This is a genomic window from Streptomyces sp. NPDC034111 (assembly GCF_055575375.1).
The window spans coordinates 687,858-702,638 of record NZ_JBVIST010000002.1 but is presented as its reverse complement, the minus strand read 5'-3'; the positions used below and the strand labels follow the sequence as shown (position 1 = coordinate 702,638).

The window sequence follows — 14,781 nt, the reverse complement described above, 5'->3', positions numbered from 1 at the left end:
CCAGATCTCGAAGCGGGCCGCCCGTACGCTGTCGCAGGACAGGAGGGGCGTACGGAAGGCCCGAATTGACTGGAGAGTAAGGTCCACCCCTTACCTCTGGTAACCCGTCGGTAGGTTACGGCTGGGTAACGTCCTTGGATCCAGGGGGAGTCGGAGCAATGGTGCGGACGGCATTCGATGCGAGCGAACGCCGCGCGTGGGAGGGGAAAGCGGCGGCCTACGAGGCCGGTTTCGGCAGGCTCTGCGCCCATACGGTGCCGTGGCTGCTGGACGCCGCGGGGGTGCGGGCGGGCACCCGGGTCCTGGACGTCGGGACGGGGCCGGGCGCGGTCGCCGCGGCCGCCTGGGAGCGCGGAGCGCGGGTGACCGCCGTGGACGCCGAGCCCGATATGGCCCGGCGGGCGCGCCGTACCGTCCCTCAGGCGTATGTGCAGGTCGCCGCGCTCCCGCAACTGCCGTTCCGGGACGGGCAGTTCGACGCGACCGTCGGCAACTTCGTACTCAATCACGTAGGACGGCCGAGAGTCGCCCTTGACGAACTGCGCCGGGTGACCCGGCCGGGCGGGTGGATCGCGCTGACGATCTGGGCGGTGCCCGCGGCGCCCGGACAGGCGCTGCTCGGGCGCGCCGTACAGGCGGCCGGCGTGCAGCGCCCCTCGTACCTGCCGCCACTCGCGCCTGAGGACGACTTTCCGCGGACGGTGGACGGTCTGGCCGGACTGCTGCGCGGGGCGGGGCTGGTGGAGGCCGGCTGCCGTGCGCTGACCTGGGACCACCGGACGACCCCCGAGGAGTGGTGGGGCGGTCCGGCGGCCGGAGTGGCGACCATCGGCCGGACCGTGCTCAGTCAGGGGCCGGCCGTGACCGAGCGCATACGGCGTCAATTCACCGTGCTGGCCGCGGAGTTCATGACACCGGACGGCGCTCTGGTGCTGCCGCATGCCGCATTGCTGGGGTACGGCCGGCGGGCGGGGTGAGCCGGGGCCGGAGAGGGGGGTAGGGGGAGGGGCAGGGGTAGGGGTAGGGGGCGGCAGTAGACAGGTGGAGATGCCGTCAGGTCGGTGCGCCGGCCGCTTCCGGCAGTGCGGTGAGGAACTGGGCGAGCGCGGCGTTGAAGGCGTCCGCCCGCTCCAGATTCGGCATATGTGCCGCCCCGTCGATGACCGTCAACTCGGCGTTCGGCACCCGCTGGTGGATCTCCCGGGCGTCGCTGACCGGTGTGAATGTGTCGTCCGAGCCGACGACCACCAGCACCGGCACCGCGATGTCCGGGAGCAGCGCCGTGTAGTCGGGGCGTTCGGCGCGTCCACGCAGTGCGGCCGCCGCGCCCTCGGGCGGGGTGCCGGTCATCATGCCCAGGACGTGGCGGGCCACGTCCGGCCGGGCGTCAATGGTGTGCGGCGCGATCATCTTCGAAAGGACCTCCTGCGCATAGCCGGCCATCCCCTCGCGCTCCAGGCGCGCGGCCATCTCGTACCGCGCGGCCCTGCCTTCGGCCGTCTCCGCCGCGGCGAAGGTGTCGGCGAGGATCATGGCGCGGATCCGCTCCGGGTGGAGCCGGTAGAACTCCATGACGATCTGGCCTCCCATGGACAGACCGCCGAGGACGAAGCGCTCGATCCCGAGCCGGTCGAGCAGGGCCACGACGTCGCGTACGAAGGTCTCCAGCGGGGTCTTGCCCGGCACCACCGAGCTGTCGCCGTAGCCCCGCAGATCCGGGGCGATCACCCGCCAGCCGGCCCGGCCGAAGTGTGCGGTCTGCGGGTGCCACATCGAGCGGTCGAACGGGTGCCCGTGCAGGAGCACCAGCGCCGGACCGCTGCCCTCGTCGTCGTATCCGATGGTGAGCTCGCCGAAAACGGACCGTCCCATGCGCTGCATCCCCGCCCCTCTGCTTCGGTGTGCTCTCGATGCTATGGGCGTGCAATGGTCGGTGCAATAGAAATAATGTGCTCGGTGCAATATGGTGGGCAGGGTGGTGTCCTTGGTGTCCTGGGAGGGGTGCGGTCGGTGGAGGACTATCGCGTGCTGGCGGACGGGCTGGCGGCGGATATCGCGGCCGGGCGGCTCCGGCCCGGTGACCGGCTGCCGCCGCTGCGTCGGTTCGCGCGTGAGCGGCGGATCGCGAGTTCGACGGCGGCCCGGGTGTACCGGGAGCTGAGCCGGCGGGGTCTGACGGTGGGCGAGGTCGGCCGGGGCACCTTCGTCCGCAGCGTCGCCCCCACGGCCGAGCCGGCGCTGGCGGAGCCGGGTGAGGCCCGGATCGATCTGGAGCTCAACTTCCCGGTGCTGCCGGACCACCCCGCGCTGCTGGCCAAGAGCCTGGAGTCACTGCTGCGCCCCGAGGCGCTGGCCGGGGCGCTCCGCCCGGTGGGTGCGGCGGGTACGGCCGCGGCCCGGCAGGCCGCGGCGGCCCACCTGGCCCGGGCCGGCTGGGCCCCGGACCCCGGTCAGCTGCTCTTCGCGGGCAATGGCCGGCAGGCCGTGGCCGCCGCGGTCGCCGCCCTGGTCCCGACCGGCGAACGCCTCGGCGTCGAAGCCCTCACCTACCCCGTCGTCAAGGGCATCGCGGCCCGCCTCGGTGTCACCCTCGTCCCGCTCGCGATGGACGAGCACGGTCTGACGCCCGCGGCGGTGCGGGAGGCCGCCCCGCTGCGCGCCGTCTACCTCCAGCCGGCCCTGCACAACCCGCTGGGCATCACCATGCCCGACGCGCGGCGCGCGGAACTCGTCGATGTGCTGCGGGAGTTGGAGATCCATGCCATCGAGGACGCGATCTACGGATTCCTCCGGGCCGACCTTACCCCGCTCGCGGCCCGCGCCCCGGAGCGCACGGTGGTCGTCGACAGCCTGTCCAAGCGGCTGGCGCCCGGCCTGTCCCTGGGCTTCCTGACCGTGCCCGCAGGTGCCACCCAGGAGGTCGCGTCGGCGCTGCGCTCGGGGACCTGGACGGCCTCCCACTTCGCGCTGGAGGCGGCGACCCGCTGGATGACGGACGGGACCGCGGCGGCCGTCGAGGCGGCGAAGCGTGCGGATGCGGCGGCCCGCCAGCGGATCGTCGCCGAAAGGCTCGCCGGGTTTCGCGTACGGGCCGATCCGCATGCCTATCACTGCTGGTGGGAGCTGCCGGAGCCCTGGCGGGCCGACACCTTTGTCGCGGCCGCCGCCCGCCGCGGTATCGCGGTCACCCCCGCGGGGGCGTTCACCGTCGGCCCGGGTCATGCGCCCAACGCCGTACGGCTGGCGCTCGCCTCCCCGTCGCCGGGTGCGCTCGCCGAAGCGCTCGGTGTCCTGGGCGAGTTGGCGCACGGCACGCCGGAGGACACCGGTCCGGAGTGAGGCGCGGGAGCGAGCGGTGCCGCGGTGTGGCGGCGGTCAGGTGCCGCTCATCAGGTCGCCGAGGCCGATGCGCAGATCATCGGCGTTCATCACCGGCTGGATCGAGACCTTTGCGTTCAGCTCCATGAAGAACGATTCGAGCAGCGGCGGCATCTGCGACGACTGCTGCATGTCGAAGTAGAAGTAGCAGGTGCGGTCGCCGTCCTCGAGGGCGAAGTAGGCCGCCTCCGGTTTCAGGGCGGCGATGGCGTTCTCCATGATCTTCGACATATTGCCGCTGCGGAGCACTTCATTGCCGGCCTCGGTCGGTACCCGGGCCTTCAGGACCATCCTCATCGGGCTCACTCCTCGCGTGGATCTTGGTTGTCTCGACGTCGCACAGTTCGCACCGTATGTCGTTGTATGACCCTGTTTGTTCTCAGGGTCTCACGGTACGGGCGCGGTGGTCAGCGGAGGAGAGCGGCCGTTCCGGGCCGGTCAGGCGCCCAGCCGCAGCTGTTCCGGGCGTCCGGTCGGCGGCACTTCCTCGGGCGACGGGACCGGGCCCGGCGGGGTGCCGTCGCCGAACGGCCGTCCGCCCAACTCCTCGCGGTGGTGCGGGGCCAGCCAGCCGGACAGATCCGGACCGAGCGGGACGACTCCGGTGGGGTTGATGCCCGTGTGCACCCGGTAGTAGTGCTGCTTGATGTGGTGGAAGTCGACGGTGTCACCAAAGCCAGGCGTCTGGTAGAGGTCCTTGGCGTACGCCCACAGCACCGGGTTCTCGGCCAGCTTGAACCGGTTGCACTTGAAGTGCCCGTGGTAGACGGCGTCGAAGCGGACCAGCGTGGTGAACAGCCGGATATCGGCCTCCGTGATCTGGTCGCCCATGAGGTAGCGGCGGCCGGACAGCCGGTCGGACAGCAGATCGAGGCGCCGGAACAGATCGTGGAAGGCGGCCTCGTACTCACTCTGTCCGGTGGCGAAACCGGCCCGGTAGACGCCGTTGTTGACGTCCCGGTAGACGCCCGACATGACGACGTCCATCTCCTCGCGCAGCGGCTCGGGGTACAGGTCGGGCGCGCCGGGCCGGTGCAGCGCCCGCCACTCCGTCGCAAAGTCCAGGGTGATCTGCTGGAAGTCGTTGGTGACCAGCTTCCCGCTGGGGACATCGACGAGGGCGGGGACGCTGACCCCGCCGGGGTAGCCGCGCTCGCGGGCGTCGTAGGCCTCGCTGAGGAAGCGGATGCCGAGGACCGGGTCGCGCTCGTCCGGGTCCAGGGTGAAGCGCCAGCTGCGGTCGTCCTGGAGGGGATCGGGGATGGCGAGCGAGATCGCGTTCTCCAGACCGAGCAGCCGCCGCGAGATGACGGCGCGGCTCGCCCAGGGGCAGGCACGGCTGGCCACCAGCCGGTAGCGGCCGGCCTCGACCGGCCAGCCGTCACGGCCGTCGGCGGTGATGCGGTCCGCGAAGTGGCTCTTGGCGCGCTTGAAGGTGGCTCGGCCGTACTCGGTGTTGCCGCAGGTGTCGCTGCCGCCGGTGGGGTGGGAGGGCATCACCGACTCCTTCCGTCCGCGGATGCCAGGTGCTCATGGCGAGCCTTCCCGGAGCGGCGCCGATATCCCCCCGCGTCAGCCGCCCGGCGCATCACCGCTGTGCCCGCCTCAGCCCAGCCGCGTCAGATCGGGCCGCAGCCGGTGCCAGATCGGGTGCCGCAGCCGGCCGGCCGCGGTCCAGCCGGTGAGCGTGATCTCGGCGACCAGCCGGGGTTCGGCCCAGTGCGGGTCCGCCGCGTCCACGGGGTTGAGGAACGGGGAGTGGCCGAGCGGGATCACCCCCAAATACTGCGCGAGCTCCTGACGCTCCCGTTCGGACAGCCCCGAGCCGACCGAGCCGACGTACCGCAGACCGGCCGGCTCCGCGACGCCGACCAGCACGGAACCGGGCAGCCCGGCGAGCCCGCCATGGCCCTCCAGCCAGCCGCCGATGATCACGTCGAGGGTCTGGAGATGCTTGGTCTTGCGCCAGTCGGGTGAGCGGACCCCGGGCACGTACGGCGAGGTCAGCCGCTTGGCCACCACGCCTTCGAGCCCGGCCTGGAGGGAGGCCTCCCATGCCTGCTGCGCATGGCCCGCCACGTACGCGGGCGAGGACCAGTTGGGCCCCTGCAACCGCAGCTCCGACAGGACGGCCCGGCGCTCGTGGTACGGCGAGCCGAGCAGCGAGCCGCCCAGGTACATCACGTCGAAGAGGATCAGATGCACCGGGTGCTCCATGGCCAGCCGGGCCGTCCGGCGCGGATTGACCACACCCATCCGGCGCTGGAGCAGCCCGAAATCCGGCCGTCCGCGCGTGTCCAGCACCACCACCTCGCCGTCGAGCACCGCGGGCCTGCCCCGCAGCTGCGCACCGAGGGGCGCCAGCTCCGGATACGTGGTGGTCGCGTCGTTGCCCGCCCGGGTGATCAGCCGGAGCGTGCCGTCCCCCGGGGTGTTGACGATGCAGCGCGCACCGTCCCACTTGGCCTCGAACGCCCAGGCCGTCTCCTCGTGCTCGTCGGGCAGCGGCCCGATCGCGGCCAGCATCGGCCGGATCACGGGGTACGGGGCCGAGGCATGCTCGGCGCTGGGGGCCATGGTTCGATCATCGGGCGAGCCGGGGGCGTTCGCACCCGCCGCGGCGGACACCCCCTAAGGGCGGCCCGCGGAGGCCGGTCTGCGGCTCGGCTGCTGCTCCTCGCCCTCCGTACTCACCTGCGGCAGGATCCGGTCCAGCCAGCGCGGCGTCCACCAGGCCCTCCGCCCCAGCAGGGTCAGCACCGCCGGGACCAGCAGCAGTCTGACCACGGTGGCATCGATCAGTACGCTCACGGCCAGGCCGAGGCCCAGCATCTTCACCACGATGTTGTCGCTGATGATGAAGGCGGCGAAGACGCTGACCATGATCAGCGCGGCGCAGGTGATCACCCGGGCGGTGATCTCCAGGGCGTGCGCCACGCTCGCCCGGGAGTCGCCGGTGCGCAGCCAGGCCTCGTGCACCCGCGACAGCAGGAAGATCTCGTAGTCCATGCTCAGCCCGAAGACGATCGCGAACATCATCATCGGGACATAGCTCTCGATCGGCACCGTGCCCGAGACCCCCAGCGCCGGGCCGCCCCAGCCCCACTGGAAGACGGCGACCACCACCCCGTACGACGCGGCGATCGACAGCACATTGAGCACCGCCGCTTTCAGGGCGATCAGTACGCCCCGGAAGACGATCAGGATGAGGAGGAAGGCCAGGGCGACCACCACGGCGATGATCAGCGGGAGCCGGCTGGCGACGATGTCCAGGAAGTCGACCTGGCCGGCCGTGGTGCCGGTGACATAGCCGTGGGCGTCGGTGCCGTCCACCGCCTGCGGCAGTACGTCGTCCTTGAGCCGGTTGACGAGTGCGGTGGTCTCGCCGCTCTGCGGGGACTGCGTGGAGTACGCGGTCCCGGTCAGCACCGCGCCGTCCGGGGTGGGCTTGAGCGGGGTGACATAGGCCGCGCCCGGGACCTGGGCCAGCGCCTTCCCGGCCTGTGCCGCCAGCATCCCGCGGTCCGCCTGGGGGACCTGCGTCTGGTCGATGACCAGCGTCAGCGGGCCGTTGGAGCCGGGCCCGAACGCCGAGGACATCAGGTCGAAGGCGCGCCGGTCGGTGAAGGACTTCGGGTCGGCACCGTCGCCGATGTGGCCGAGCTGGATCGAGAAGAGCGGGATGGCCAGGACGCATACGGTGACCACCCCGCCGGCCAGGTACCACCAGGGGCGGCGCGCCACCCGCTGGGCGTACCGGTGCCAGGTGCCGTGTGCCTCCTCGCCCGGTGCGGCGTCGGTCTCGGCGATCGGTCTGCGGACGCGCAGCCGGTCGATACGGCGGCCGATCAGACCGAGCAGCGCCGGTACGAGGGTGAGCGCGCCGAGGACCGCGGAGACCACCGTGATCGCCGCCGCCACCCCCAGTTTGCCGATGAAGGTGACGTCCGAGACCCACAGCCCCATCAGCGCGATGATCACCGTGCAGCCGGACACCAGGACCGCCCGGCCGCTGGTGGACACGGCCTGGCCGGCGCCCGCGACGGGGTCCGCGCCGTCCATGAGGTTCTGCCGGTGCCGGGTGAGCAGGAACAGCGCATAGTCGATGCCCACACCGAGGCCGATCATCGTGGCCAGGGTGGGGGAGACGGTGGCGAAGAGGAAGGCGGCGGCGAGCAGTCCCAGGCAGGCCAGGCCGCAGATCGCGCTGAGCAGCGCGGTCAGCAGCGGCACCCCGGCGGCCAGCACACTGCCGAACCCGGCCAGCAGTACCAGGATCGCCACCCCGAAGCCGATCAGCTCGCTGAGCGTGTCGTCGGGTTCGGGCCTCGCCAGCTCGCCCAGCGGCCCGCCGTACTCCACCTCCACGCCCGCGGAACGCAGCGGCGCCACGGCGGTGTCCACACCCCGCAGATAGTCCGGGTTCAGGGTGGACGGCTGGACGCTGAAGCGCATGGTGATGTACGCCGTGCGGCCGTCGCCGGACAGCGGGCCGACGTTCGGCGTCCCCGGGGGCGGCTTGGCGGGCGGGGCGCCGGGCGGGGGCAGCGGGTTCTGCGCGGACAGGACGTCCGGCAGTTTGCCGAGGGCGGTGACGGCGCTGTTGATCTCGTTGCGGAAGCCGGTCAGTGGCTTCTTCGCCTCGTGCAGCACCACCTGGCTGCTGTAGCCGCCGGCCTTCGGCTCGTGCTCCTGGAGCAGATCGCGGCCCTTGGTCGACTGGACGCCCGGCAGCGCGAAGTTGTCGGAGTACTCGCCCCCGTACGCCCGCTGGAGGAACTGCAACCCGGCCAGCGCGGCCAGCCACATCACGAGGACGACCACGAAGTGCCGGGCACACCACTCCCCGGTACGCCGCAGCAGTCCCTTGGTGTGAGGGGTGTCCGGCACGGCAGGAGGGCCGGGGGACTTCGGCAACGACATCCGTGCTCCCGACGAGACCGGCGCTGCTGGGCAGTTGACAGACGATCTCTCCGCATTCAACGGCAGTTCCGCGCCGGCGGCATGCGCAGCGGGGGATACGGGGGACATCCGTGCCCCGCGCGGCGCGGCGGCCGGCCGCCCGACGGCCCGCTCGCCCCGGGCCGCCCGCGGGCCGCCCTTCCTCCGTAAGATCGTTTGTGTTCCGACACAAGGTGGGCCGAACGGTTGAGGGAGGGTGTCCGATGAGCCGGGCAGTGTTGGTGACCGGGGCCTCGCGGGGGATCGGGCGGGCCGTCGCCGAGGAGTTCGCCGCCGGCGGGGACCGTGTCGCGCTGCACTACGCGTCGCGCCGTGAGGCGGCGCAGGAGGCGTTCGCGGGGCTGGCGGGGACCGGCCATGTGCTGGTGCAGGGCGATGTGCGGACGCCGGAGGGGGCGGCGGCGCTCGTCGAGGCGGCCGTGGACGGGCTGGGCGGGGTCGATGTCCTGGTCAACAACGCCGCGGCGAATGTGGCGCACCCGCTGGACCGTACGTCCTTCGAGGACTGGCAGCGCGCCTGGCGGCAGGTCGTGGACGTGAATCTGCTGGGGGCGGCGCACACGAGTTACTGCGCGGCACGGAACATGATCGAGCGGGAGGTGGAGGGGCGGATCGTCAACGTCGGCTCGCGGGGGGCCTTCCGTGGCGAGCCGGACCATCCCGCCTATGGGGCGTCCAAGGCGGCGTTGCATGCGATGGGGCAGTCGCTGGCGGTCCATCTCGCGCCGTACGGGATCGGGGTGGCGTCCGTGGCGCCCGGGTTCGTCCGGACCGAGCGGGTCGCGGAGCGGCTGACGGACGAGGTGCGGGAGCAGAGCCCGTTCGGCCGGGTCGCCTCACCGCAGGAGGTGGCAGCGGCCGTGCACTACCTCGCCTCGCCGGAGGCGGTGTGGTCCTCCGGGGCGGTGCTCGACGTCAACGGGGCGTCGCACCTGCGGTAACGGGCCGGAAGACCGGAAAACCCGGCGGAAAAGAGGGGGCCCCGGCCGAACGGGGGAATTCGGCCGGGGCGGCACAGCGGGCACGGGGGGAGCCCGCTTGCACTTGAACGATAAACCATGGGTCCCTCGGGCGGCGCATCGAGTGACCGTTCTCACCTATTGGCACCTATTGCCCCCGTCAGGGCTCGATACGGACCGGCCGGTACCCGTCGTCGAGGAGACGTGGCAGATACCAGTCCAGCGCCTCGACGGTCTGCGTGCGCACCCCGCCCCCGTCGTGCGCCAGCACGATCGCGCCGGGGCGGATCTCCGCAAGGACCGTGTCCGCGATCGTCGCCGCCCCAGGGGTCGTCCAGTCCTCGGAGTCGACCGCCCAGCCGACGGGCGACATGCCCAGCTCGTTGCAGATGTCCAGCGAGAGGTCGTCCCAGGCGCCGTACGGGGCCCGGGCGAGGTTCGGGGCGGCGCCGAGGAGATCGTCGATCAGGCTGCTGGTGCGGCCGAGTTCGCCGCGGATCGCGTCCGGGGGCAGCGTGGTCAGCTGAGGGTGCGTCCAGGTGTGGTTGGCGACGACATGGCCCTCGTCGGCGATGTACTGGAGCAGGCCGGGGAAGGCGACCGCGTTCTCCCCGACGACGAAGAAGGTGGCCTGGGTGTCGTGGCGGCGCAGGATCCGCAGGATGTCCGGGGTGTAGAGGGGGTGCGGCCCGTCGTCGAAGGTCAGCAAGATCTCGCGGTGGTCGGTGGAGAGCGTGTAGGCGACGTCGGGGTGGGGCGGCGAGGCGCCGGGGCCGGACCGGGAGGTTTCGCCGGCCATCGGGCGGAGCCGGTACACCTCGGTGGGGCGCGGGCGGCCGGTGTGGCCGGACGGCGGATGTGCCCTGCCCGCCCGGGGCGCGCCGTGGTCGGGCCCGAACAGGGCGTGGCCCGCGGAGAGCGCACCGACCGCGACCGCGGTCTGGAGGAACCTCCGCCGGGCATTTGTGGGATTGTCCGACCTCATCCCCTACGTGCTCTCACGCGGCCTCGCCCGATCACGGGAGCGACACCGGGAGTGCGGGCTTCCTTACCCGATCGGCTGCCGCCCGCCGGCGTGCGGGCGAGGCCGCGCCGCTCCCGGCCTCAGGCGGCCGCCCGGTGGCTCTTCGTCTCCGCGCCCGTGGTCGCGGCCTTGCTGACATCGGCGACCAGCTCGACCACATCGGGCCCGTACGCCTGCGAGTTGACCACCTTCAGCAGCAGACAGAACTGGCCGTCGGCGCCGTGCTTACGGGCCAGCCGGGCCCGGTTGCGGACGAGATGACGCACCGCGGCGCGGTGGGTGACCGGGTGCTGGCCGGCCGCCAGGAACACCGGGCGGCCACCCTCCCCGGCCGTCAGCCGGGCCAGCAGGACGTACTCCACCGCGCCGGGCTCCATCCGGTACGTCGAGCCGCCGACCGTGAAGCTGCCCCGGCCCGCACCGGACGCATCGCCCGGGTGCACCGCGACCCCCGGCAGCAGATTGGCCAGATGGGCCGCCAGCCGGCGGTGTGCGAGGGGATCGCCGACACAGAATTCGGTGCGTGCGCCGAAGCCCTGGAGGCCGGTGTCGTGCGGCGCGACCTCCGGGTGCGCACCGCAGTTCTCGATCACCGCGGCCAGCCCCAGCAGCGCCAGCGCGTCATGCCGCGGGATGCTCCAGTGGGCCGAGGAGCTGTCCCGGTGGGTGACCAGGACGCACTCCGAGCCGCCGGGCAGCCCGAAGAAGCTCTGTTCGCGGGTCAGCCTCCGCCGGGCCGCGGCCGACTGTACGGCCCAGCCGGCCGCCAGCCCCACGAGGAGGGCCGCGGCCGCGACGGTCACGAGCAGCAGAGTGTCATCCATGGCCGGGGAGCGTAGCGGCATTCCGGTTGTGTGTTCGAGGGCGGGGCCCGGTAGCACCCGAAATGCCCTCTGTCGGTGGGCCGTTGGCCCGAGTAGGCTCCGGCCCCTGCCGCTCCCTCGCATATGCCATGGAGGACATTCCGGTTATGACCAGAGCCCGACGTCTCACCGTCCTGGGAGCGGCCGCCGCGCTGACCGGCTCCCTGGTGGCGCTCCCGGCCGCCGCCCAGACCGCCGCCCCGCCACGGCCCGCGCACGGCGCGCCGGCCACCCCGGAGAAGACCCCGGTCGCCGTCGGCCACGGCGGCGCGGTCTCCAGCGTCGACCCGGATGCCTCGGCCGCCGGCATCGCGGTGCTCAAGAAGGGCGGCAACGCGGTGGACGCCGCGGTCGCCACCGCCGCCGCGCTCGGCGTCACCGAGCCCTACTCCGCGGGCATCGGAGGCGGCGGCTACTTCGTCTACTACGACGCCGCGACCCGCACCATACGCACCCTCGACGGCCGCGAGACCGCCCCGCGCACCGCCGGCAAGGACCTCTTCCTGGAGAACGGCAAGCCGATCCCGTTCGAGGACGCGGTCACCAGCGGGCTGGGCGTCGGCACCCCCGGCACACCCGCCACCTGGGACACCGCGCTGCGCACCTGGGGCAGCCGCTCCCTCGGCGAGGTACTGCGCCCCGCTCAGCGGCTGGCCGCGCGCGGCTTCACCGTCGACGAGACCTTCCGCAAGCAGACCGCCGACAACGAGGCACGCTTCCGCGACTTCCCGGCGACCGCGGACCTCTTCCTGCCCGGCGGCAAGCTGCCGGTGGTCGGCACGACGCTGAAGAACCCCGATCTGGCCCGCACCTACGGCGAGTTGGCCAGGCACGGCGTCGCCGCGCTCTACAAGGGCGGGCTCGGCCGCGACCTCGTCCGTACGGTCAACAAGCCGCCGGTGCGCCCGGGCTCCACCCGCAAGGTCCGGCCCGGCCGCCTGACGACGGATGACCTGCGGACCTACCAGGCCCTCAGGCACACGCCCACCCACACCACCTACCGTGGCCTGGACATCTACGGCATCGCCCCGTCCTCCTCCGGCGGCACCAGCGTCGCCGAGGCGCTGAACATCCTGGAGAAGAGCGATCTCTCCCGGATGAGCCGGAAGCAGTATCTGCACCGCTACCTGGAGGCCAGCCGGATCGCCTTCGCCGACCGCGGCCGCTGGGTCGGCGACCCGGCCTACGAGGACGTACCGGTCAAGGGCCTCACCTCCCAGCGGTTCGCCGACTCCCGCGCCTGCCTGATCCACGACGACAAGGCGCTGACCAGCCCGCTCGCGCCCGGCGACCCGCGCGGCCCGGCGCGCTGCGCCAGCGCCGGCCGGGCCGCCCCGACGACGTACGAGGGGGAGAACACCACCCACCTGACCGTCGCCGACAAGTGGGGCAATGTCGTCGCCTACACCCTGACGATCGAGCAGACCGGCGGCAGCGGCATCGTCGTCCCCGGCCGGGGCTTCCTGCTCAACAACGAGCTCACGGACTTCTCCTTCGCGCCCGCCAACCCCGCCGTGTACGACCCGAACCTGCCGGGGCCCGGCAAGCGGCCGCGTTCATCCATGTCGCCGACGATCGTGCTGCACCACGGCCGGCCGGTGCTGGCGCTCGGCTCGCCCGGCGGCGCGACCATCATCACCACCGTGCTGCAAACCCTGGTGAACCACCTGGACCGCGGCATGCCGCTGGTCGACGCGATCGCCGCACCCCGCGCCAGCCAGCGCAACGCGGCGGCCACCGAGCTCGAACCCGCCCTGTGGAACAGCCCGGTCCGCGCGCAACTCGAAGCGATCGGACATGCCTTCAAGCAGAATCCGGAGATCGGCGCGGCGACCGGGGTGCAGCGGCTGCCGGACGGCCGCTGGCTGGCCGCGGCCGAAAAGGTGCGGCGCGGCGGCGGCTCGGCGATGGTCGTCCACCGGTCATAGCGCGAGGCCGCTGGTGCGGGCGGCGGACGTTAACACCACCGGCTCAAGGACGGGCCGCTGTGTGCCGTCCGTGTGTCGTCGACGTGTCGCGCCGCGCGGCGTCATTGATGGTCATGGCGGGTGCGATTAGCCTCCTGGGACCGTTCGTTCGAATGAGCGGTCCCAGGGAGGGCACGCAGCGTGAGCGTTGACGAGAGCCAGGAGAGCGCGGCCGGGGCCCCGGCCCGGCACCTCGGTGCGGCGGCCGGGGAGCTGGAGGGCCTGTCCGAGCAGGCCCGGGCGCTGGCCGAGGGGCGGGCCACCTCGACCGCGCTGGTCCACAGATCGCTGGAGCGCATCGAGGCGACCCAGGGCACCGTCAACGCCTTCCGGCGGGTACGGGCCGAGGCGGCGATGGCGGAGGCCGCGGCGGCCGACCGCAGGCTGGCCGCCGGCGAGCGGCTGCCGCTGCTCGGAGTGCCGGTCGCGGTCAAGGACGACACCGATGTGGCGGGCGAACCGACCGCGTTCGGCTGCGCCGGCGAGTTCCCGCCCAAGGAGCGCGACGCCGAGGTCGTCCGGCGGCTGCGCGCAGCCGGCGCGATCATCGTCGGCAAGACCAACGCCTGCGAGCTGGGACAGTGGCCCTTCACCGAGGGCCCGGCCTTCGGCAACACCTGCAACCCGTGGAACCTCGCGCACACCCCCGGCGGCTCGTCCGGCGGTTCGGCCGCCGCGGTCGCGGCCGGACTCGTACCGGCCGCGCTCGGCACCGACGGCGCCGGCTCGGTCCGGATCCCCGCCGCCTGGTCACACCTCGTCGGCATCAAACCCCAGCGCGGCCGGATCTCCACCTGGCCGGACCCCGAGTCCTTCAACGGGATCACCGGCATCGGCCCGCTGGCCCGTACGGTCGAGGACGCGGCGTTGCTGCTGGACGTGGCGAGCGGCAATCACGACGGCGATCTGCACCGGCCGCCGGCCATCGCGGCCCGCGAGGCGGCCGGCCGCGACCCGGGCCGTCTGCGGATCGCGCTCTCCTGGAAGACCGCCCTCACCTTCACCCGCAAGCCGCTGCACCCGGAGGTCAGGGCCGCGGTGACGGACGTGGCCCGCACCCTGGCCGGCCTCGGCCACTTCGTCGAGGAGGCGGAGCCGGACTACGGGCTGGTCGGGCTGGCCTTCCTGCCGCGCGCCACGGCCGGCGTGGGGGAGTGGGCCGGCCGGGTCCCCGACCGCTCCCTGCTGGACCCCCGTACGCGGGGCGCGGCGCGGCTGGGCCGGCTGCTCGGCGGGCCCGTACTGCGCCGGGCCCGCGCCGTCGAGAGGCGCCAACAGCGGCGTATCGGCGCCCTGTTCGGGTCCTACGACGTGCTGCTGACACCGACCACCGCCACCCCGCCCCCGCGCATCGGCACCCTCGCCAAGCTCAACGGCTGGCGTACGGATCAGGCCATGATCGCTGCCTGCCCGTACGCCTGGCCGTGGAACGTCCTGGGCTGGCCGGGCGTGAGCGTCCCCGCCGGATTCAGCGCCGACGGGCTGCCGCTGGGCGCCCAGCTCCTCGGCCCGGCCCATGCCGAGCCCCTGCTGATCTCGCTGGCCGCCCAGCTCCAGGACGATCTGCGCTGGCACGAGCACCGGCCGCCCGCGCACCCGGCGTCGGCCGACGGCGTACCGCGCTGAGC

12 protein-coding genes are annotated in these 14,781 nt (G+C 72.9%); 5 read left to right on the top strand and 7 right to left on the bottom strand.

Going from position 1 to position 14,781, the window contains the following annotated elements:
• Positions 1-158: 158 nt before the first annotated feature.
• Positions 159-977 (top strand): class I SAM-dependent methyltransferase, encoded by an 819-nt coding sequence (locus tag ACZ55A_RS08855; protein ID WP_468836295.1) that lies wholly within the window; start codon positions 159-161, stop codon positions 975-977.
• 76 nt (positions 978-1,053) lie between these two features.
• On the opposite strand, the gene ACZ55A_RS08850 is transcribed toward ACZ55A_RS08855, so the two are convergent.
• Positions 1,054-1,872 (bottom strand): alpha/beta fold hydrolase, encoded by an 819-nt coding sequence (locus tag ACZ55A_RS08850; protein ID WP_468836292.1) that lies wholly within the window; start codon positions 1,870-1,872, stop codon positions 1,054-1,056.
• 138 nt (positions 1,873-2,010) lie between these two features.
• On the opposite strand from ACZ55A_RS08850, the gene ACZ55A_RS08845 reads away from it, so the two are divergent.
• Complete coding sequence (locus ACZ55A_RS08845; RefSeq protein ID WP_468836288.1) at positions 2,011-3,339, top strand: aminotransferase-like domain-containing protein; 1,329 nt, start codon at positions 2,011-2,013, stop codon at positions 3,337-3,339.
• A gap of 36 nt (positions 3,340-3,375) precedes the next feature.
• Here ACZ55A_RS08845 and ACZ55A_RS08840 read toward each other — a convergent pair whose 3' ends face one another.
• From ACZ55A_RS08840 to ACZ55A_RS08825, 4 genes are all read right to left on the bottom strand, one after another.
• Entirely contained in the window at positions 3,376-3,675 is a 300-nt protein-coding gene (locus ACZ55A_RS08840) for a hypothetical protein (protein WP_468836285.1), read from the bottom strand.
• 141 nt (positions 3,676-3,816) lie between these two features.
• The gene (locus ACZ55A_RS08835; RefSeq protein WP_468836282.1) at positions 3,817-4,875 is read right to left on the bottom strand and encodes a glutathione S-transferase family protein; all 1,059 of its coding nucleotides are present in this window, start codon (positions 4,873-4,875) and stop codon (positions 3,817-3,819) included.
• 108 nt (positions 4,876-4,983) lie between these two features.
• Positions 4,984-5,955: a non-homologous end-joining DNA ligase gene (ligD, locus tag ACZ55A_RS08830; protein ID WP_468836279.1), complete on the bottom strand. Its 972-nt coding sequence runs from the start codon at positions 5,953-5,955 to the stop codon at positions 4,984-4,986.
• A 54-nt stretch (positions 5,956-6,009) separates the two neighbouring features.
• Positions 6,010-8,301: an MMPL family transporter gene (locus ACZ55A_RS08825; protein WP_468836277.1), complete on the bottom strand. Its 2,292-nt coding sequence runs from the start codon at positions 8,299-8,301 to the stop codon at positions 6,010-6,012.
• A gap of 242 nt (positions 8,302-8,543) precedes the next feature.
• Between ACZ55A_RS08825 and ACZ55A_RS08820 the strand changes: the two genes are divergently transcribed.
• Positions 8,544-9,281: an SDR family NAD(P)-dependent oxidoreductase gene (locus ACZ55A_RS08820; protein ID WP_468836275.1), complete on the top strand. Its 738-nt coding sequence runs from the start codon at positions 8,544-8,546 to the stop codon at positions 9,279-9,281.
• Positions 9,282-9,459: 178 nt separating this feature from the next.
• On the opposite strand, the gene ACZ55A_RS08815 is transcribed toward ACZ55A_RS08820, so the two are convergent.
• Together ACZ55A_RS08815 and ACZ55A_RS08810 are read right to left on the bottom strand one after the other, a co-directional pair.
• Entirely contained in the window at positions 9,460-10,284 is an 825-nt protein-coding gene (locus ACZ55A_RS08815; protein ID WP_468836273.1) for a polysaccharide deacetylase family protein, read from the bottom strand.
• A 119-nt stretch (positions 10,285-10,403) separates the two neighbouring features.
• Entirely contained in the window at positions 10,404-11,147 is a 744-nt protein-coding gene (locus ACZ55A_RS08810) for a hypothetical protein (RefSeq protein ID WP_468836271.1), read from the bottom strand.
• 146 nt (positions 11,148-11,293) lie between these two features.
• Between ACZ55A_RS08810 and ggt the strand changes: the two genes are divergently transcribed.
• Together ggt and ACZ55A_RS08800 are read left to right on the top strand one after the other, a co-directional pair.
• A complete protein-coding gene (ggt, locus tag ACZ55A_RS08805; RefSeq protein WP_468836269.1) occupies positions 11,294-13,114 on the top strand; it encodes a gamma-glutamyltransferase in 1,821 nt (606 codons plus the stop codon).
• A gap of 180 nt (positions 13,115-13,294) precedes the next feature.
• Complete coding sequence (locus tag ACZ55A_RS08800) at positions 13,295-14,779, top strand: amidase (RefSeq protein WP_468836267.1); 1,485 nt, start codon at positions 13,295-13,297, stop codon at positions 14,777-14,779.
• Positions 14,780-14,781 lie beyond the last annotated feature (2 nt).